This window comes from Nonomuraea sp. NPDC050786 (assembly GCF_040654115.1).
In the GTDB taxonomy this organism is placed as follows: domain Bacteria; phylum Actinomycetota; class Actinomycetes; order Streptosporangiales; family Streptosporangiaceae; genus Nonomuraea.
In genome coordinates, this window is sequence record NZ_JBFAHJ010000012.1 from 180,519 (window position 1) to 198,375 (window position 17,857).

The 17,857-nt window shown below is 69.5% G+C and carries 15 protein-coding genes; 11 read left to right on the forward strand and 4 right to left on the reverse strand.

What is annotated here, in order from left to right; genetic code table 11:
- Positions 1 to 480: 480 nt before the first annotated feature.
- Positions 481 to 1,977, reverse strand: a complete 1,497-nt coding sequence (miaB, locus tag AB0H84_RS23285; RefSeq protein ID WP_357607635.1) for a tRNA (N6-isopentenyl adenosine(37)-C2)-methylthiotransferase MiaB — start codon at positions 1,975 to 1,977, stop codon at positions 481 to 483.
- Positions 1,978 to 2,115: 138 nt separating this feature from the next.
- Between miaB and AB0H84_RS23290 the strand changes: the two genes are divergently transcribed.
- The 4 genes from AB0H84_RS23290 (at position 2,116) to AB0H84_RS23305 (ending at position 5,413) form a co-directional block, all read left to right on the forward strand.
- Complete coding sequence (locus tag AB0H84_RS23290) at positions 2,116 to 2,871, forward strand: amino acid ABC transporter ATP-binding protein (RefSeq protein WP_357607638.1); 756 nt, start codon at positions 2,116 to 2,118, stop codon at positions 2,869 to 2,871.
- Between the two features lie 33 nt (positions 2,872 to 2,904).
- Positions 2,905 to 3,744 (forward strand): glutamate ABC transporter substrate-binding protein, encoded by an 840-nt coding sequence (locus tag AB0H84_RS23295; RefSeq protein WP_357607641.1) that lies wholly within the window; start codon positions 2,905 to 2,907, stop codon positions 3,742 to 3,744.
- A gap of 80 nt (positions 3,745 to 3,824) precedes the next feature.
- A complete protein-coding gene (locus AB0H84_RS23300) occupies positions 3,825 to 4,514 on the forward strand; it encodes an amino acid ABC transporter permease (protein WP_357607644.1) in 690 nt (229 codons plus the stop codon).
- Complete coding sequence (locus AB0H84_RS23305; protein WP_357607647.1) at positions 4,511 to 5,413, forward strand: amino acid ABC transporter permease; 903 nt, start codon at positions 4,511 to 4,513, stop codon at positions 5,411 to 5,413. The genes AB0H84_RS23300 and AB0H84_RS23305 overlap by 4 nt, the downstream gene beginning before the upstream one ends.
- Positions 5,414 to 5,464: 51 nt before the next feature.
- On the opposite strand, the gene AB0H84_RS23310 is transcribed toward AB0H84_RS23305, so the two are convergent.
- Complete coding sequence (locus AB0H84_RS23310; protein ID WP_357607650.1) at positions 5,465 to 6,439, reverse strand: pentapeptide repeat-containing protein; 975 nt, start codon at positions 6,437 to 6,439, stop codon at positions 5,465 to 5,467.
- Between the two features lie 207 nt (positions 6,440 to 6,646).
- Between AB0H84_RS23310 and AB0H84_RS23315 the strand changes: the two genes are divergently transcribed.
- The 7 genes from AB0H84_RS23315 (at position 6,647) to AB0H84_RS23345 (ending at position 15,272) form a co-directional block, all read left to right on the forward strand.
- Positions 6,647 to 7,492: a glutamate ABC transporter substrate-binding protein gene (locus tag AB0H84_RS23315; protein ID WP_357607653.1), complete on the forward strand. Its 846-nt coding sequence runs from the start codon at positions 6,647 to 6,649 to the stop codon at positions 7,490 to 7,492.
- Positions 7,493 to 7,542: 50 nt separating this feature from the next.
- Positions 7,543 to 9,351, forward strand: a complete 1,809-nt coding sequence (locus AB0H84_RS23320; protein WP_357607656.1) for a prolyl oligopeptidase family serine peptidase — start codon at positions 7,543 to 7,545, stop codon at positions 9,349 to 9,351.
- Between the two features lie 321 nt (positions 9,352 to 9,672).
- Entirely contained in the window at positions 9,673 to 11,373 is a 1,701-nt protein-coding gene (locus tag AB0H84_RS23325; RefSeq protein WP_357607659.1) for an ABC transporter substrate-binding protein, read from the forward strand.
- Positions 11,370 to 12,392, forward strand: a complete 1,023-nt coding sequence (locus tag AB0H84_RS23330; protein ID WP_357607662.1) for an ABC transporter ATP-binding protein — start codon at positions 11,370 to 11,372, stop codon at positions 12,390 to 12,392. Before AB0H84_RS23325 ends, AB0H84_RS23330 begins: the two co-directional genes overlap by 4 nt.
- Positions 12,392 to 13,357 (forward strand): dipeptide ABC transporter ATP-binding protein, encoded by a 966-nt coding sequence (locus AB0H84_RS23335; RefSeq protein WP_357607665.1) that lies wholly within the window; start codon positions 12,392 to 12,394, stop codon positions 13,355 to 13,357. The genes AB0H84_RS23330 and AB0H84_RS23335 overlap by 1 nt, the downstream gene beginning before the upstream one ends.
- Complete coding sequence (locus tag AB0H84_RS23340; protein ID WP_357607668.1) at positions 13,354 to 14,310, forward strand: ABC transporter permease; 957 nt, start codon at positions 13,354 to 13,356, stop codon at positions 14,308 to 14,310. The genes AB0H84_RS23335 and AB0H84_RS23340 overlap by 4 nt, the downstream gene beginning before the upstream one ends.
- The gene (locus AB0H84_RS23345; RefSeq protein ID WP_357607671.1) at positions 14,310 to 15,272 is read left to right on the forward strand and encodes an ABC transporter permease; all 963 of its coding nucleotides are present in this window, start codon (positions 14,310 to 14,312) and stop codon (positions 15,270 to 15,272) included. Before AB0H84_RS23340 ends, AB0H84_RS23345 begins: the two co-directional genes overlap by 1 nt.
- Before the next feature lie 13 nt (positions 15,273 to 15,285).
- On the opposite strand, the gene rny is transcribed toward AB0H84_RS23345, so the two are convergent.
- Both rny and AB0H84_RS23355 read right to left on the reverse strand, forming a co-directional pair.
- Positions 15,286 to 16,902: a ribonuclease Y gene (gene rny / locus AB0H84_RS23350; RefSeq protein ID WP_357607674.1), complete on the reverse strand. Its 1,617-nt coding sequence runs from the start codon at positions 16,900 to 16,902 to the stop codon at positions 15,286 to 15,288.
- Between the two features lie 437 nt (positions 16,903 to 17,339).
- Positions 17,340 to 17,837, reverse strand: a complete 498-nt coding sequence (locus AB0H84_RS23355; protein ID WP_357607677.1) for a GNAT family N-acetyltransferase — start codon at positions 17,835 to 17,837, stop codon at positions 17,340 to 17,342.
- Positions 17,838 to 17,857: the final 20 nt, after the last annotated feature.

Genomic DNA, 17,857 nt, shown 5'->3' on the forward strand with positions numbered 1-17,857 from the left:
GAGGCTTCCCCCGCCGGCCTGGGTCGAGGCCGTCCCGCCGCCGGAGCCGGAGATCTCCGCCGGCCCGTCCTTCGCCGTGGAGCCGCCTCTCGCGCCTGTCACGGGTTCTCCGGGCTCCACGACGGGACCGCCCGCGTCCGGCACCGTGCCGCCGGCGCCCATGACGGCGCCGCCGGGACCTCGGCGGTCAGCGGCTCCGCAGCCGCCCCATCGGTCCAGCCCAGCCCCTCCGCAGCCACCCCAGCCGAAGGTCCTGCCCGCTCCCCAGGTCCCTGCCCAGGAACAGCCGGCACCGGCTCCGTCGATCTCCGGCAAGGTGGTCGCGGACCCCTGCGCCACTTTCCACGACTTCCGCCGCGAACCCTGCTACGCCTACCTGAACCGCCTCACCCGCTGACCACCGCGCGTACGCCCGCGCTCGCCACTCCGCGAGGCGAGCGCGGGCGTCCCCAAGGCCGTACATGAGCCCGGGGATGGGCGTCAGTGGGCCGAGCAGGCTCCCGAGGTGGTGGCGGGGGCGGCGGCAGGGCGGCCGATGGTGGGCATGCCCAGCAGGACACCCGAGGACGACGCGGGGGCGGACTGGCGGGACTCCCAGGCGTCGCCGGCCCGCGTGCGCCTGAGGCCCTTGACCGGCCCGTCGGCCACCAGGTGGTGCGGCGCCGCGTACGTCACCTCGACCGTCACCATGTCCCCGGGCCGGGGCGTCTCGGCGCCGGCGGTGAAGTGCACCAGGCGGTTGTCGGGCGCCCGGCCGGAAAGGCGCCGGGTGGCGTCGTCCTTGCGGCCCTCGCCCTCGGCCACCAGGACCTCGAGCGTGCGTCCGACCTGCTTCTTGTTCTCCTCCCAGGAGATCTCCTCCTGCAGCGCCACCAGCCGCTCGTAGCGCTCCTGCACGACCTCCTTGGGGATCTGGTCGGGCATGGTGGCCGCCGGCGTGCCGGGGCGGATGGAGTACTGGAAGGTGAAGGCGTTGGCGAAGCGGCTCTCGCGGACCACGTCGAGGGTGGCCTGGAAGTCCTCCTCCGTCTCCCCCGGGAAGCCGACGATGATGTCGGTCGAGATGGCCGCGTCCGGCATCGCGGCGCGCACCCGCTCGATGATGCCGAGGTAGCGCTCCGCGCGGTACGAGCGGCGCATCGCGCGCAGCACCCGCGACGAGCCCGACTGCAGGGGCATGTGGAGCTGGTGCATGACGTTGGGGGTCTCGGCCATGGCGGCGATCACGTCGTCGGTGAAGGCGGCGGGGTGGGGCGAGGTGAAGCGGACCCGCTCCAGGCCGTCGATCGTGCCGCACGAGCGCAGCAGCTTGCCGAAGGCCAGGCGGTCGCCGAACTCCACGCCGTAGGTGTTGACGTTCTGGCCCAGCAGCGTGACCTCGAGAACGCCCTGCCCGACCAGCGTCTGGACCTCGGCGAGGATGTCGCCGGGGCGGCGGTCCTTCTCCTTGCCGCGCAGCGACGGCACGATGCAGAACGTGCAGGTGTTGTTGCAGCCGACCGAGATGGCCACCCAGGCGGCGTAGGCCGACTCGCGCTTGGTGGGCAGCGTCGAGGGGAAGACCTCGAGCGACTCCTTCAGCTCGACCTGCGCCTCGCCCGCGACGCGGGCCCGCTCGAGCAGCACCGGCAGCGAGCCGATGTTGTGGGTGCCGAAGACCACGTCGACCCATGGCGCCTTGCGGACGATCTCGCCCTGGTCCTTCTGCGCCAGGCAGCCGCCCACCGCGATCTGCATGCGCGGGTTGCTCACCTTGGCGGGCCTGAGGTGGCCGAGGTTGCCGTAGAGGCGGTTGTCGGCGTTCTCCCGCACCGCGCACGTGTTGAACACCACCACGTCGGCGGTCTCGCCGTCGGGGGCGGGCACGTAACCGGCGTCCTCAAGGAGGCCGGACAGGCGCTCGGAGTCGTGCACGTTCATCTGGCACCCGTATGTGCGCACTTCGTACGTGCGGGCGCCCTCCTGGGTCACAGTCATGGCATGCTCAAGGGTAGTCGCTGCCGGGCTTGGCAAGGCCCGTACCGATCCAAAAGGCCTGCTTGGTGGCATGATGTGATCGGATCGGTACCGCTTGGTTAGTGACCAGTACTCTTGGGACCGTCTACGGTTTGACGCATGACGGAGAACGGTAACGGCGCTCCACTCGTACGGTTGGAGAACGTCAACAAACACTTTGGGGCGCTGCACGTCCTGAAGGACATAAACCTGACCGTCTCCCGCGGCGAGGTGCTGGTCGTTATCGGCCCTTCGGGCGGAGGCAAGTCCACGCTCTGCCGGGCCGTCAACCGGCTTGAGACGATCGACGGCGGGAGAATCATTTTCGACGGCCAGCCACTGCCTCAGGAAGGCAAAGGTCTGGCAAAACTTCGTGCCGATGTCGGCATGGTGTTCCAGTCGTTCAATCTCTTCGCTCACAAGACCATTCGGGACAATGTGACGCTCGGGCCGATCAAGGTGCGCGGCCAGGCGCGTGACGCCGCCGACAAGCGCGCCATGGAGCTGCTCGAGCGCGTCGGGATCGCGGCACAGGCGGACAAGTACCCGGCGCAGCTGTCAGGCGGTCAGCAGCAGCGGGTCGCGATCGCCAGGGCGCTGGCGATGGACCCGAAGATGATCCTCTTCGACGAGCCGACGTCGGCCCTTGACCCCGAGATGGTGCAGGAGGTCCTGGACGTCATGATCGGGCTGGCCCGTGACGGGATGACCATGATGGTCGTCACCCACGAGATGGGCTTCGCCCGACGCGCCGCCAACAGGGTCGTGTTCATGGCCGACGGCCAGATCGTGGAGGAGAACACCCCGGACGCCTTCTTCGGATCTCCGCAGACCGACAGGGCCAAGGATTTCCTTTCTAAGATTCTGACGCATTGAGAGAGCCGAGGTAGGACGATGCATATTCGTCGCATGGGCGCTGCCCTCGTCGCCGCCGGTGCCATGATCGCCGGTCTCGCCGCCTGCGGCGGCAGCGGGCCGACCACTGTGTTGCAGAAGGCCAAGGACGAGAAGAAACTCGTCGTCGGCGTGAAGTACGACCAGCCGGGTCTTGGCCTGAAGAAGCCCGACGGCACGGTCGAGGGCTTCGACGTGGACGTCGCCAAATACATCGCCGGCAAGCTTGGCGTGCCCGAGAGCGGGATCGAGTTCAAGGAGGCCCGCTCCGCCAACCGGGAGAGCTTCCTGAAGCAGGGCCAGGTCGACCTGGTGATCGCGACCTACTCGATCACCGACGCCCGCAAGCCGCAGGTGACCTTCGCCGGGCCTTACTACCTGGCACACCAGGACTCGCTCATCCGGGCCGACGACAGCTCGATCACGAGCCTCGACACCCTCAAGGGCAAGAAGGTCTGCCAGGTCAGCGGCTCCAACTCGTGGAAGAACATCACCGAGGGCACCAACAAGCAGAACCTCAAGGTCGAGGCGACCCTGGTGCCCGCCGGCGGCTACGACGAGTGCATCGCCAAGCTCAAGAGCAAGGCCGTCGACGTGGTGACCACCGACGACACGATCCTCGCCGGTTTCGCCAAGCGTGAGGGCACCGGCGTCAAGGTGGCGGGTGCGCCGTTCACCGACGAGAAGTACGGCATCGGCCTGAAGAAGGGCGACATCGAGAGCTGCAAGGAGATCAACAAGATCGTGGGCGAGATGTGGTCCGACGGCACCGCGGCCAAGCTGCTGGAGAAGCACTTCTCCGGCACGGGCCTGAAGGTCGAGACCTCGGCGCCGCCCGCCGAGGGCTGCGCCTGATCTTCGGTCCGAGCCCGATCGCCCGGTGGCGGCCCTGAGCCGCTCAGGCTCGCCGCCGGGCACCGTCGACGAGGAATGTCATGGACCCCTCTTCCCTGTTTGACTTCTCCCCACTGGCACAGGAGTTCGACAAGATCCTCCTGGGCTTCTGGTCGACGATCCGGCTGACGCTCATGAGCGGGGTCTTCGCGCTCATCCTCGGCATCGTCCTGGTCTCCATGCGCGTGGCTCCCACCCCGGTGCTGCGCTGGGCCGGCTCCGCCTACGTCAACGTCGTCCGCAACACCCCGCTGACCCTGGTGCTGATCCTGTGCGCGCTGGGGCTCAGCGACACGATGCAGCTCACCTTCTCCGACGAGCCCGCCACCAACTACTTCTGGTGGGCGGTGGCCGGTCTGTCGGCGTACACCGCGGCGTTCGTCTGCGAGGCGCTGCGTTCCGGCATCAACACCGTCTCCGTCGGCCAGGCGGAGGCCGCCAGGGCCATCGGGCTGACGTTCGTCCAGTCGCTACGGCTGATCGTGCTGCCGCAGGCGTTCCGGTCGGTCATCGCTCCGCTGGGCAGCATCCTGATCGCCCTCACCAAGAACACCACGATCGTCACCGTGGCGAGCTATCTCGACGCGGCGGCCCAGATGAAGCAGATGTTCGACGACTTCGGCGGAACGATCCCCATCTTCCTCGGCTTCGCATTCGGCTACATGGTGCTGACCCTCCCCACCGGCTTCTTCTTCGGCTGGCTGGCCAAGCGACTGGCGGTGGCCCGATGACCAGCGTTCTGTTCGACGCCCCCGGGCCGCGCGCGCGGCTGCGCAACAATGTGCTGACGCTGCTGTCCGTCGTGGTCCTGCTGCTCATCGCGTACCTGGTGATCTCCACGCTGAGCGACAAGGGTCAGCTCGACGCCGCCAAGTGGGAGCCGTTCCTGCGCGGCGACACGTGGACGGGGTTCATCATCCCCGGCCTGATCGGCACCCTGCAGGCGGCGGTGGTCGGCGCGGTGCTCGCGCTGCTCTTCGGCGTGGTGTTCGGCCTCGGCAGGCTCTCCGACCACCGGTTGATCCGCGTGGTCTGCGGCGGCGTCGTGGAGTTCTTCCGCGCCATCCCGCTGCTGATCCTCATCTACTTCGTGCAGGCCGGCCCGGCCACGCTGAGCGGCTACACGATCAGCGTGCCGGCGTTCTGGGCCGTCGTCATCGGCCTGACGCTGTACAACGGATCGGTGCTCGCGGAGATCTTCCGCGCGGGCGTCCTGGCCGTGCCGAGGGGCCAGTCCGAGGCCGCCTACGCCATCGGGCTGCGCAAGTCCGAGGTGATGCGCCTGGTGCTCGTCCCGCAGGCGACCACCGCGATGATGCCGGCGATCGTCAGCCAGATGGTCGTGCTGCTGAAGGACACCGCGCTCGGCTGGATCATCGCGTACGAGGACCTGATGAACGCCGGACTGAAGCAGTTCGCGGTCAACTACGGCAACCTCATCCCGAGCGCCATCGTCCTGGCGCTGTTCTACGTGGTGATCAACCTGGCTCTCGGTTACCTCGCGAACTGGCTCGAGAGCCGCAGCCGCCGCAGCCGCAAGTCGGCCGGAGGGCCGATCGCGCCGCCCTCGGCGGTTGGCACGGGCCCCACCGGCGGTGGAGGCCGGGAGGCCGTCGCGACGATGGAGTGACCTTCGAGAACTGGAGCGGCGGTGGCGCGCGACCTGCGCGCCACCGCCTTCTCACGTTCTGGGGGCCCCTGTGGGGAGCTTGGTCTCGTCGTCGGTCTTGGCCACCTTCAGGTCCACACCGGTCAGGTCCGCACCCGTCAGGTCCGCGCCCTTGAGGTTCGCCCCTTTCAGGTCCGTCCCGCGGAGGATCGCCCCGCGCAGATCCGCTTCGCGCAGGTCCGCACCGCTCAGGCTCGCCCCGCGCAGGTTCACGCCGCGCAAGTCCGCCCCGCGCAGATCCGCTTCGAACAGGTCCACCCCGCTGAGGTCCGCGAAGCCCAGGTACGCCCTCCTGAGGTCCGCCTTGAACAGGTCCACCCCGCTCAGGTCTGCGCGGTTCAGATCTGCCTCGCTGAGATCCGCCATGAACAGGACCGCGTGCGGCAGGTCTGCGCTGTTCAGATACGCCCCGTGCAGCCTGGCGCCGGACAGGTCAGCGGAAGCCAGGTTGGCCCCGCTCAGGTGGGCCCCGCGCAGGTCTGCCCGGCTCAGGATGGCGGTACCGAGGTTGAGGCCGCTCAGATCCGCGCCCGGCACCCGGATGTGCGACAGGTTGCAGGCGCAGACCCAGTCGTGCCCGACCTCGGCGTTCGGCGCCTCGTAGACGCTGCCGAGCACGGTCAGGGCCATCTGCACGTCGGTGGCCGGCTGCCCGAGCAGCCTGGCCTCTGACATCGAATCGTGCTCGCGCACGTACGCGGCCATGACGTCGACGGTCGTCACACGGTCTCGCTGAGAATCCTGCGCCAGGCGTCGCAGCGTGTGGATCGCGTCCAGGCGTACCTCGATCTGCCCGGAACCGAGTTGCTCCACGGCTCGGGTGTACCTGTCGATGCTCTGCGCTTCCCGCGGGGTCTCCATGGACGTGGCGTCGATGTAGACCAGGGTTCCCGCGGCCAGCACCGATCCGAGGACGATGCCCCAGGTGCTCACCCGCTGGAGCAGCGTCTCTCGTTCGGCCCACAGGTCCAGGCGGTGACGCACCACGCTGACCGACCAAGTCAGAGCGCGCCGCAGACGCGCTTGCCGTGTAGTCACAGCAACCATTCGACCTGAAAGTGAGGGCCGAAGGTAAGTGTCTCGACTGAACTGTCACTTAGGTGCTTCGTCGGAAAACCCAAGAAAAGCCCATTTCTACGTTTCGACAGTCCCAAGGACGATCCGCACCATTTGCCCAACCCCCACACTGTCTCCATGCGTGGGTTGGTGCTCGCAGGGGCGGGCGTGGCGGTGCTGGCCGCCGCGTGCGGCAGTGCGGGCTCGTACACCACCGTCGTCGGCAAGATCAGGAACACCGGCCACGTCGTCGTCGGCACCAAGTGGGACCAGCCGAGCTTGGGGCTGCTGGTCGGGCCGGGCGACCCGCAGGGGTTCGACGTGGACGTCGCCCGGTACGTCGTCGACCATCTCGCGCAGGGTCGCCACGTGGACATCACGTGGCGGGAGTCGCCCTCGTCCGCCCGGGAGGCGCTGCTGCAGAACGGCAGCGTGGACCTCATCTTCGCCTCCTACAGCATCACCGAGGCGCGCCTGCCCAAGGTGACGTTCGGCGGCCCGTACGTGCTCGTCCGGCAGGACACGATGGTCCGCGCCGGTGACACCGGCATCAAGAAGGTGGCCGACCTGCGGGGCAGGCGGCTCTGTCTGGCGGAGGGCTCGAACTCGTACCGCAGGATCGTCGATCCGCCGCCCGACGGCAAGCTGAGCCAGCCCGCGGTGCTGGTGGACGCGGCCAACTACTCCGACTGCGTACGCAAGCTCTCCGACGGCGAGCTCGACGCGGTGAGCACCGAGAACCTGCTCCTGGCCGGGTTCGCCCAGCAGGACCCCGGCCGCTTCAGGCTGCTGAACGACCCCGTCAGCGAGGAGAAGTGGGGCGTCGGCATCAAGAAGGGCGACACCGCCACCTGCGAGGCCGTCAACCAGGCGATCGCGGCGATGTGGCATGACGGGACGGCCACGCGGCTGCTGCACAAGTGGTTCGGCAAGACCGGGCTCCGACTGCCGTCGCGGCTGCCGAAGCCCGAGGGCTGTACGTGAACTGTGGGGACCGCCGCACGCCGTCGCCGATCTTCCGGCAGGATGCGGGTATGCCTTTCTGGCCCTCCCCCATTTCGACCAGAGACGTGGCCGGCTCCGGCGTGCGCCCTGGCTGGCCCACGGCCCACGGCGGCCGGGTCTGGTGGACCGAGGACCGTCCCGACGAGGGCGGGCGCACCACGATCATGTGCCGCGCGGCCGACGGCACCGAACGTGAGCTGCTGCGGGCGCCCTGGAACGCGCGCACCAGGGTCCACGAGTACGGCGGCAGGCCGTACGCCGTGACGCCGGGCGGCGAGGTGGTCTTCGCCAACCTCAAAGATCAGCGCCTGTACATTCTTCGCGATTACGGCGAACCGAAACCGCTCACGGAGGAGGGCTGCCGCTACGCGGACCTGCTGGTGCGCGACGGCCAGGTCTGGTGCGTACGCGAGCGCCACGACGACGACGGCAAGGTCACCCGGTCGGTGGTGTCGATCCCGCTGGACGGCGGCGAGACCCGCGAATGGGCCACCGGCTCCGACTTCTACGCCTCCCCCGCCCTCTCCCCCGACGGGCGGCATCTGGCCTATGTCTGCTGGAACCACCCGCGCATGCCCTGGGACGGCACCGAGCTACGCGTCACCCGGCTCTCGGGCGGCGGCTCCTGGACGGTGAAGGGCGGTCCCGCGGAGTCCGTGCTGGCCCCGGCCTGGAAGGACGACACCGGCCTCTACCTGCTCTCCGACTGCTCCGGCTGGTGGAACCTCTACGAGATCGGCCTCCACGGCGACGGCCTGCGGGCGATCCACGCCGCCGAGGAGGAGTTCACGCTGCCGCCGTGGCGGCTGGGCGGGATGCCGTACACCGTGCTCGGCGACGGGCGGATCGCGGTCCTGCACGGGCGCGGCGACCTGCGGCTGGGCGTGCTCGACCCGGTCTCGGGCACGCTCACCGACCTCGACGTGCCCTACGACGGGTGGGACGCGGCGCTGGCCGCCGAGGGCACGTCCGTGACCGGCATCGGGTACGCCCCGACGACCCCCCGGTCGGTCGTCAGCGTGGACGTGGCCTCCGGCGAGTCCCGCACGCTCAGGAGCGACAGGGCACGCCTGCCCGACCCGGCCTACCTGCCCGTGCCGAGGGCCGTCGAGTCGCCGGTGCCCGCCTTCCTCTACCCGCCGTACGGCCCCGCGACCGACGGCGTGCCCCCGTACGTGATCTTCGTGCACGGCGGGCCGACCGCGCACGCCGACACCGCGCTCGACCTGGAGAAGGCGTTCCTGACCTCGCGCGGCATCGGCGTGCTCGACGTCAACTACGGCGGCTCGACCGGCTACGGCAGGGCCTACCGCGACCGGCTGAAGGGCCAGTGGGGGCTGGTCGACGTGGCCGACACGGTCGCCGCCGCCGAGTGGCTGGCCGCGGAGGGGCTGGCCGACCCGCGCAGGATCGCGGTGCGCGGGGGCAGCGCGGGCGGATGGACCGTGATGGCGGCCTGCTGCCGGTCCGACGTGTTCGCCGGCGGGGTGTCGTACTTCGGCGTCAGCGCGCTCGCGCCGCTGGTCGCGCACACCCACGACTTCGAGTCGCGTTACGTGGAGTGGCTGGTGGGGCCGGAGGACCCGCAGGTGTACGCGAGCCGGGAGCCGCTCGCCCTCGTGGACGGCGTGACCTGCCCCATGCTGCTCCTGCAGGGCCTCGACGATCCCGTGGTGCCGCCGGAGCAGTCGGAGGCCTTCGCGGACGCGCTGTCGGAGCGGGGCGTGCCGTGCACCTATCTCGCCTTCGAGGGCGAGTCGCACGGCTTCCGCCGCACGGAGACGCGGGTGGCGGCGCTCGCCGCCGAGCTGGCCTTTTACCAGCAGCTTTTCGCCTGATGTTGTAATTCGCGGACGAATTCACTACGAAATCGGTATTACCGAGCGGTCGCTAATCCTCATCGGTTGCGTAACCGCCTTTTCGATCGCCGCCGCGCGCGTGACCATGCAATGTGGGACGTGCTCCGCGGCCACGGCGCACGCCCCACTACGGCCAGCCATGCACGCCCCGCATCTCGGCACGAGGGAGGCCAGATGGCCAGCATGCGCCATTTCAGCATTGCCGTGGCGATAACCGCAACTTTGTTCGCTGTGGCCTGTCAGACCGACACCGGAGCGCGAAATTCCGCGCCGCCGAGCTCCGCCGCCCCGGGCAAACCGATGTCCGGCGGGACGCTCAGGCTCGTCGGCGGCGGCGACGTCGATCACCTCGACCCCACCAGCTCCTACTACACGGTCACCAACGGCATCCTGCGCACCTACGCGCGCGGGCTCTTCGGACTGAACGGGGTGGCGAGCGAGTCCGAGACGACCAAGGGCTTCACCGTCGTCCCCGACGTCGCCGCCGAGCTGCCCACGACGGAGAACGGCGGCCTGAGCGCCGACGGGCTCACGTACACGGTCAAGCTGCGCGACGGCGTGCAGTGGGACACCCAGCCGCCGCGCGAGGTGACGGCGGGCGACTTCGTCCGCGGCTTCAAGCGGATCTGCAACCCGGTGGCGGGCTCGGGCGCGCCGGGCTACTACACGAGCACGATCAAGGGCATGAAGGCGTACTGCGACGCGTACGCCAAGGCGTTCACCAAGGCCAAGCCCACGGCCGCGGCCCTGGCCGACTTCCAGAACGGCCATGACATCGCGGGCGTCCAGGCCAAGGACGACAAGACGGTGGTCTTCACGCTGACCCAGCCCGCCAGCGACTTCCTCAACATCCTGTCGCTGAACTTCTCCGTGGCCGCGCCCAAGGAGTACGACCAGTACGTGCCGGACGATGCCACGTTCCGCCAGCACACGATCTCCGACGGCCCCTACAGGATCGCCCAGTACGTGGCCACCAAGTCGATCCGGCTGGAGCGGAACCCGGCCTGGAAGCAGGAGTCGGACCCGATCAGGCACCAGTACGTGAACGCCATCGAGGTCAAGATGGGCGTCAACGAGCCGGACGCCGTACAGCAGCAGCTCGAGGCCGGCAGCGCCGACCTGTCGTGGGACCTGCCGGTGCCGACCGCGCAGATCCCACAGCTGAAGGGCTCGGGCGACCCCGGCTTCAAAATCTTCCCGGGCGCGGTGACCAACCCGTACATCGTCTTCAACCTGCAGAGCAAGAACGCCGGCGGCGCCATGGGCAAGCTCAAGGTGCGCCAGGCCATCGAGTACGCGGTCAGCAAGGTCGCCATCGCCAAGGTCTACGGCGGCGCCGACGTGGCCACGCCGCTGCACACCGCGATCCCGCCGGGCAACATCGGCTACCAGGAGTACAACCCGTACCCGTCGCCGGGTGACGCCGGTGACCCGGCCAAGTGCAAGCAGCTGCTCGCCGAGGCCGGCTACCCGAACGGGCTGACCCTCATCGGCGCCTTCCGCAACGCGGGCAACCACCCGGCCAACTTCCAGTCGTACTCGGCGGACCTGCAGAAGTGCGGGATCACGGTGAAGGGCCTGCCGGTGCGGCAGGGCGACTACTACGGCGCCTTCCTGCAGAACCCGTCGATCGCCAAGGCCAGCAAGTGGGACATCTCGGCCCCTGGCTGGGTCCCCGACTGGTACGGCAACAACGGCCGCGCGGTCGTCCAGCCGCTGTTCCAGACCAACTGCACCCCCGGCACCAGCAACTACGGCTGCTACAGCAACCCCAAGGTGGACGACCTGATCAAGCAGGCGCTGGCCCAGCAGGACCAGGCCAAGTCGGCCGCGCTGTGGCACCAGGTCGATCAGACGGTGATGGCGGACGCGGTCATCGTGCCGCTCAACAACCAGAACACGCCGATCTACAAGAGCAAGCGGGTGCAGAACGCCTTGTACCTGCCGGCGTTCCAGCTCTACGACTTCACCAACCTCTGGCTCAACCCCACCACCCCATGAGCCTGCTGGAGGTGACGGACCTCCGCGTGGCCTTCCCCACGTCCGACGGCGTGGTGCAGGCCGTGCGGGGGCTCTCGTTCCGCATCGAACGCGGCCGCACGCTGGCGATCGTCGGCGAGTCCGGCAGCGGCAAGACGGTGAGCACCCAGGCCATCCTGGGGCTCTCCCCGGGCGCCGACATCTCCGGCACCGCCATGTTCGACGGCGTCAACCTGCTCGAGCTCGACAGCGAGCGGCTGCGCCACATCCGCGGCGCGGAGATCAGCGTCGTCTTCCAGGACCCGCTGACCAGCCTGCACCCGCTCTACAAGGTGGGCTGGCAGATCGAGGAGCTGATCAGGGTGCACCGGCCGGGCACCTCGCGGGCCGAGGCCAGGAGGCGGGCGGTCGAGCTGCTCGGCCTGGTCGGCATCCCGCGGCCGGAGCGCCGCGTGGACGACTACCCGCACCAGTTCTCCGGCGGCATGCGGCAGCGGGCGATGATCGCCATGGCGCTGGCGCTCAACCCGAAGCTGATCGTGGCCGACGAGCCGACCACCGCGCTGGACGCGACCGTGCAGGCGCAGATCCTGGAGCTCATCGCGCGGGTGCAGGCGGAGTTCGGGATCGCGCTCATCCTCATCACGCACGACCTCGGCGTGGTGGCGGGCATGGCCGACGAGGTGCTGGTCATGTACGCCGGGCTCGCGGTCGAGCGGGCCGACAGGCGCACGCTCTACTACCGGCCGCACCACCCGTACACCAAGGGGCTGCTGGAGTCGATCCCGGGCAGCAGCGGGGACCGGGGCGGGCGGCTGCGGCCCATCCCGGGCTCGCCGCCCAGCCTGATCGATCTGCCGTCCGGGTGCGCGTTCCACCCGCGCTGCGCGTACGCGATGCCGGTCTGCCCGGCCGAGCGGCCGCCGCTGGCCACGGTGACCGGGGAGGGCACCCACGCCTCGGCCTGCTGGCTGCCGCACGAGGCGGTCGGGCTGGGCGCGGAAGCGGAGGCGCTGCGGCTCAAGGCGAAGGAGTCGTGATGCTGCTCGAGGTCTCGAACCTGGTCAAGCACTACCCCATCACCACGGGCGCGCTGGTCAAGCACGTGGTCGGACAGGTCAAGGCGGTGGACGGGGTCAGCTTCGCGCTCTCGCCCGGCGAGACGCTGGGCCTGGTGGGTGAGACGGGCTGCGGCAAGTCCACGCTCGCCCGGTGCATCGCGGGGCTGCATCCGGTCACGTCGGGCACTGTGCGGTTCGACGGCGCGGACATCACGAACCTGCCGCGCAGGCGCATGCGCCCCTACCGGCGCGACATCCAGGTCATCTTCCAGGACCCGTACGGCTCGCTGAACCCGCGCAGGCGAGTCGGGTCGATCATCGCCGATCCGCTCGTGATCCACCGGGTGATGAGCGGCGACCGGCTCCGCCGGGCCGTGCAGGAGCTGATGGAACGGGTCGGGCTCAACCCGGAGCACTACAACCGCTTCCCCGCGGAGTTCTCCGGCGGGCAGCGGCAGCGGATCGGGGTGGCCAGGGCGCTCGCGCTGCGCCCGCGGTTGATCATCTGCGACGAGCCGGTGTCGGCGCTCGACGTGTCCATCCAGGCGCAGATCCTCAACCTGCTGAAGGACCTGCAGGCCGAGTTCGGGCTGACGTACCTGTTCATCGCCCACGACCTGTCGGTGGTGCGGCACATCAGCGACCGGATCGCGGTCATGTACCTGGGCAAGGTGGTCGAACTGGGGGACGCGGAGTCGGTGTACGAGCGGCCGCGGCACCCGTACACGAACGCGCTGCTGTCGGCGACCGCGGTGGCCGACCCGGACGAGGCGCAGCGGCGGCGGCGGATCGTGCTGACCGGGGACGTGCCCTCGCCGATCGACCCGCCGTCCGGCTGCCGCTTCCATCCCCGGTGCCCTCGAGCCCAGGAGATCTGCTCGTCGGTGGAACCGTTGCTCGAGGGGTCGGCGGCCTGCCACTTCCCGATCGAGGTGGTCGTATGACGCTGACCGAGATCAGGCCCGGCGCCGTCGCGTCCGGCGGGATAGCCGGGCGCGGGCCCTGGCAGCTCGCCTGGCGCCGGATCAGGACCGACAAGGTCGCCCTGGTGTCCGGCCTGGTCGTCATCCTGCTGTGCGCGCTGGCGCTGGCCGCGCCGCTCATCGCCGCCTGGAACGGCCACGGCCCCGACGACCAGTTCCGCGACACCGGCATCACCGCCCAGGGGCTGCCGGTCCCGCCGAACGGGGAGTTCTGGTTCGGCACCGACCGGCTCGGGCGCGATCTGTTCATCAGGGTCCTGTACGGGGCGCGCGTCTCGCTGCTCGTCGGCGTGGTCGCCACCGGGCTGGCGGCGCTGGTCGGGGTGGTGGTCGGGCTGCTGGCCGGCTACTACGGCGGCGTCGTGGACACCGTGCTGTCACGGCTGATGGACGTGGTGCTGTCGTTCCCGTACCTGATCTTCGCGATCGCGGTGGTCTCCATCGCCGGGCCCTCGCTGACGGCGACGATCGGGGTGATCGCGTTCTACTCGTGGGCGGCCATCGCCCGCGTGGTGCGCGGGCAGACGCTGTCGTTGAAGGAGCGCGAGTACGTCGAGGCCGCCCGGTCGATGGGGGCGGGCGACTTCCGGATCATGTTCGTGGACATCCTGCCGAACCTGCTCGCCCCCGTCATCGTGCTGACCACGCTGCTGGTCCCCGCGGCCATCGTGTTCGAGTCGACGCTCTCGTACCTGGGGCTGGGGATCGTCCCGCCCACCCCCTCGTGGGGGAACCTGCTGAGCGAGGCGCAGGGGTTCTACCGGGTGGCGTACTGGTACCTGGGGTTCCCCGCCGTCACGCTGCTGATCACCACGCTCGCGTTCAACCTGGTGGGCGATGGGATCAGGGACGCCATCGACCCGCGGACGGAGCGCCTGTTCAGCCGCCGTCGCCGTACACGTAAGGGGGCGTGATGCTGCGCGCGTTCCTGCTGCGCCGGGTCCTGCTCGGCCTGCTCGTCCTGTGGCTGGTGACGCTCGGGACGTTCCTGCTCTTCTTCGTCGCGCCCAGCGATCCCGCCAGGACGCTGGCCGGGCGGCAGGCCACGCCCGAGCAGGTGGAGCTGATCCGCCACAACCTCGGCCTCGACCGGCCCACTCTCGTCCAGTACCTGGACTACCTGGGCAGACTGCTCCACGGCGACCTGGGCCAGTCGTACTTCTCCGGCGAATCGGTCGGCAAGCTGCTCGCCGCCGACTTCCCACCGACGTTCTCGCTGGTGATCGGGGGCGCGGTGCTCTGGTTCACCTTCGGCGTCGGCGCGGGGGTGCTCAGCGCCACCCGGGCGCGGTCCCTGCTGGATCGCGGCCTGACCCTGCTGGCGCTGGCCGGGGTCTCGATGCCGACCTTCGTGGTGGGCCTGCTGCTGCTGTACTTCCTGTTCTTCCAGCTCTCCATGGTGGGGCTGCCCGTCCTGCCGCCCGACTCGTACGTGCCGTTCACGCAGGATCCCGCCGAATGGGCGCGCCACCTGATCCTGCCGTGGGTCACGCTGGCCACGGTCCAGGCGGCGTCGTACGCCCGGCTGACGCGCGGCTCCATGCTGGACGTCCTCGGCGAGGACTACATCCGCACGGCCCGGGCCAAAGGGGTGCCGGAGCGGCGCGTGATCTACCGGCACGGCCTGCGGGCCGCGCTGACGCCGGTGGTGACGCAGCTCGGGGTGGACGTCGGCACGCTGATCGGCGGAGTGGTGGTGACGGAGTCGGTCTTCGGGCTCGGCGGGGTGGGGCAGGCGGTGGTGCAGGCGTTCGTCAGCGGGGACCTGCCCGTGATCATGGGCGTGGTCACGCTGGCGACGACCGCGGTGGTGGTGGCGAACCTCCTGGTGGACGTGGCGTACGGGCTGCTCGACCCGCGCGTCCGCCTGGCCTGAACCCCGGGACGCCTTATCTGGCGAACTCGGTGGCCCTGGACTCCCGCACCACGGTGATGCGGATCTGGCCGGGGTAGGTCAGCTCCTCCTCCACCTGCTTGGCCACGTCGCGGGCGATCACCTGCGCCTGGATGTCGTCGATCGCGTCCGGCTTGACCATGACCCGGATCTCCCGGCCGGCCTGCATGGCGAAGACCTTTTCGACGCCCTCGTACGACTGCGCGATCTCCTCCAGCCGCTCCAGGCGCTTGACGTACGCCTCCAGGGACTCGCGCCGGGCGCCGGGGCGGCTGCCGCTGATCGCGTCGGCGGCCTGGGTGAGCACCGCCTCGACGGTGCGGACCTCGACCTCGTTGTGGTGCGCCTCGATGGCGTGCACCACGTCCTCCTCCTCGCCGTACCTGCGGGCGATCTCCGCCCCGATCAGCGCGTGGCTGCCCTCGACCTCGTGGGTGAGCGCCTTGCCGATGTCGTGGAGCAGGGCGCAGCGCTTCATCAGCGCCTGGTTCATCCGCAGCTCGGCGGCCATGATCCCGGCGATGTGCGCGGACTCGATCAGGTGCTTCAGCACGTTCTGCCCGTACGACGTCCGGTATCTGAGCTGGCCGAGCAGGAGCGTCAGCTCGGGATGCATGTCGGTGATCCCCAGCTCGACCAGGGCGTCCTCACCGGCACGTGCGCACAGGTCCTGCACCTCCTGGCGGCTGCGGTCGTGCGCCTCCTCGATGCGCTGCGGGTGGATGCGCCCGTCCAGTACGAGCTTCTCCAGCGTCAGCCGGGCCGTCTCCCTCCGCACCGGGTCGAAACAGGACAGCAGCACGGCCTCGGGCGTGTCATCGATGATCAGATTGACGCCGGTCGTGGACTCGAAGGCCCGGATGTTGCGCCCTTCACGACCGATGATCCTGCCCTTCATCTCGTCCCCGGGCAGGTGCAGCACGCTGACGACCGACTCCGCCGTCTGCTCGGCCGCCACCCGCTGCACGGCCAGCGTCACGATCTTGGTGGCTCGCTTCTCGCCCTCCTTGCGGGCCTCGCCCTCGATCTCCCTGACGATCAGCGCGGCCTCGCGCTTGGCCTGGTTCTCGATCTCCTTGACCAGCTCGGCCTTGGCCTGCTCGCCGGTCAGCCCGGCGACCCGTTCGAGGATGACTCTCCGCTCCTCCTCGACCTGGAGCAGCTCCTCGCGCCGGTCGGCCAGCTCCACCTCGGTCTCGGCCAGCTTCCTGTCCCGCTCGGTCTGCCGCCTGGCCTCCTCGTCGAGCCGCTGCTCCCGCTCGGCCAGCCGGGCCTCCCGCCGCTCGAGGTCGGCGCGTAGCTCCTTGAGCTCGGACTTGAGTATCCGGCTCTCCTCTTCGACCTCCCGCCGCATCTGCGCGGCGCTCTCGGCGGCGGCCTCGGACCTGCGCAGGATCTCCTCGGCGTCGGTCTCCGCCTTGTTGCGGATCTCCCGCGCCTCCTCACGCGCCTGCTCAAGCTCTTCGTGGACGGCCTGCACCTGCTCGGCGCTGGGCTTGGCCACCCGTGGCGCGTTGCTCGAGGTGCGCCGTATGACGACGAGGAGCGCGACGATCATCCCGAACGCGAGCACGAGCACCGCCACCATCAGCACCACGACCAGCGGCCCCATGTGCGCCCCGCCCTCCTCGCGTCGTCAACACCTCATAACGCGGCCACAAACGGGAGGGGTCACAAGCGCGTCACGAACAGCCCGGCGGGCGTCAGGATCGATATCCAGCCAAGACTGACCGGGCGTCGACCAGTAAAGCCGACACCTCGCCCGCCTTGACCAATCAGCCTCGTTCGTCCGTCGTTCACCGGTATGGCAATCCGCGCTGCGCGGAGTAACTCCTCACTGCCGTCGAGGTTATGCGTCGAACAGGTCACGAGCAAGCAAACGCGTCATCAAGCGTGTCTTACGGGCTTGCATCTCCACACTCCGCCCAATATCCCCCATTACTGCCCGAATTGCCCCTCTTGGGGGCTGCGAGCCTGGAGCGAGCAGGGCTGCTACGTCTGGCCGGTGACTCAGGGGATCGGCACAGGTGTGCCGATCCCCTGAGGTAGTTACCGCTGGGGCGGCGGTGTGGTGACGTACCGGGCCGTGTTCTGCTCGGCGTCGGTGTGCGTCCTCCGGAAGCCGGCCTTTTCCAGCACCCGGATCGAGGCGGGGTTCGACAGCTCCACGTTGGCGTGGACCGTGTGGACGCCTGGCGCGGTGAAGGCGAACTCGGCCAGGGCGCGCGTGGCCTCGGGAGCGTAGCCGCGCCCCCGGCGGGAGGGCACGATGCCGTACCCGATCTCCAGGGTGCCGTCGCTGGGCGGCCAGAACAGGCCGATCGAGCCGACCACCAGACCGCTGTCGCGTTCGATGACCTGGCGGTGGCCGTACTCGTCCAGCCACGCGGGGAACTTGTCGAACAGACCGACGATGACGTGATCCCCCTCGTCGGGGAAGTCCTCGGCCCAGTGCCCCAACCGGGCACCGTCCAGGACGGCGCGGGCTTCGGCCGGGGGCCACGACCGCAGGACGAGGCGGTCGGTGGTCAGATCGGCATCGGTCACCGGAAAGAGAGAACACATAT

Bases quoted from the DNA above. Each gene is read 5' to 3' on its own strand.
- miaB (WP_357607635.1), bottom strand. From the start codon at position 1,977: ATGACTGTGACCCAGGAGGGCGCCCGCACGTACGAAGTGCGCACATAC.
- AB0H84_RS23290 (WP_357607638.1), top strand. From the start codon at position 2,116: ATGACGGAGAACGGTAACGGCGCTCCACTCGTACGGTTGGAGAACGTC.
- AB0H84_RS23295 (WP_357607641.1), top strand. From the start codon at position 2,905: ATGGGCGCTGCCCTCGTCGCCGCCGGTGCCATGATCGCCGGTCTCGCC.
- AB0H84_RS23300 (WP_357607644.1), top strand. From the start codon at position 3,825: ATGGACCCCTCTTCCCTGTTTGACTTCTCCCCACTGGCACAGGAGTTC.
- AB0H84_RS23305 (WP_357607647.1), top strand. From the start codon at position 4,511: ATGACCAGCGTTCTGTTCGACGCCCCCGGGCCGCGCGCGCGGCTGCGC.
- AB0H84_RS23315 (WP_357607653.1), top strand. From the start codon at position 6,647: ATGCGTGGGTTGGTGCTCGCAGGGGCGGGCGTGGCGGTGCTGGCCGCC.
- AB0H84_RS23320 (WP_357607656.1), top strand. From the start codon at position 7,543: ATGCCTTTCTGGCCCTCCCCCATTTCGACCAGAGACGTGGCCGGCTCC.
- AB0H84_RS23325 (WP_357607659.1), top strand. From the start codon at position 9,673: ATGTCCGGCGGGACGCTCAGGCTCGTCGGCGGCGGCGACGTCGATCAC.
- AB0H84_RS23330 (WP_357607662.1), top strand. From the start codon at position 11,370: ATGAGCCTGCTGGAGGTGACGGACCTCCGCGTGGCCTTCCCCACGTCC.
- AB0H84_RS23335 (WP_357607665.1), top strand. From the start codon at position 12,392: ATGCTGCTCGAGGTCTCGAACCTGGTCAAGCACTACCCCATCACCACG.
- AB0H84_RS23340 (WP_357607668.1), top strand. From the start codon at position 13,354: ATGACGCTGACCGAGATCAGGCCCGGCGCCGTCGCGTCCGGCGGGATA.
- AB0H84_RS23345 (WP_357607671.1), top strand. From the start codon at position 14,310: ATGCTGCGCGCGTTCCTGCTGCGCCGGGTCCTGCTCGGCCTGCTCGTC.
- rny (WP_357607674.1), bottom strand. From the start codon at position 16,902: ATGGGGCCGCTGGTCGTGGTGCTGATGGTGGCGGTGCTCGTGCTCGCG.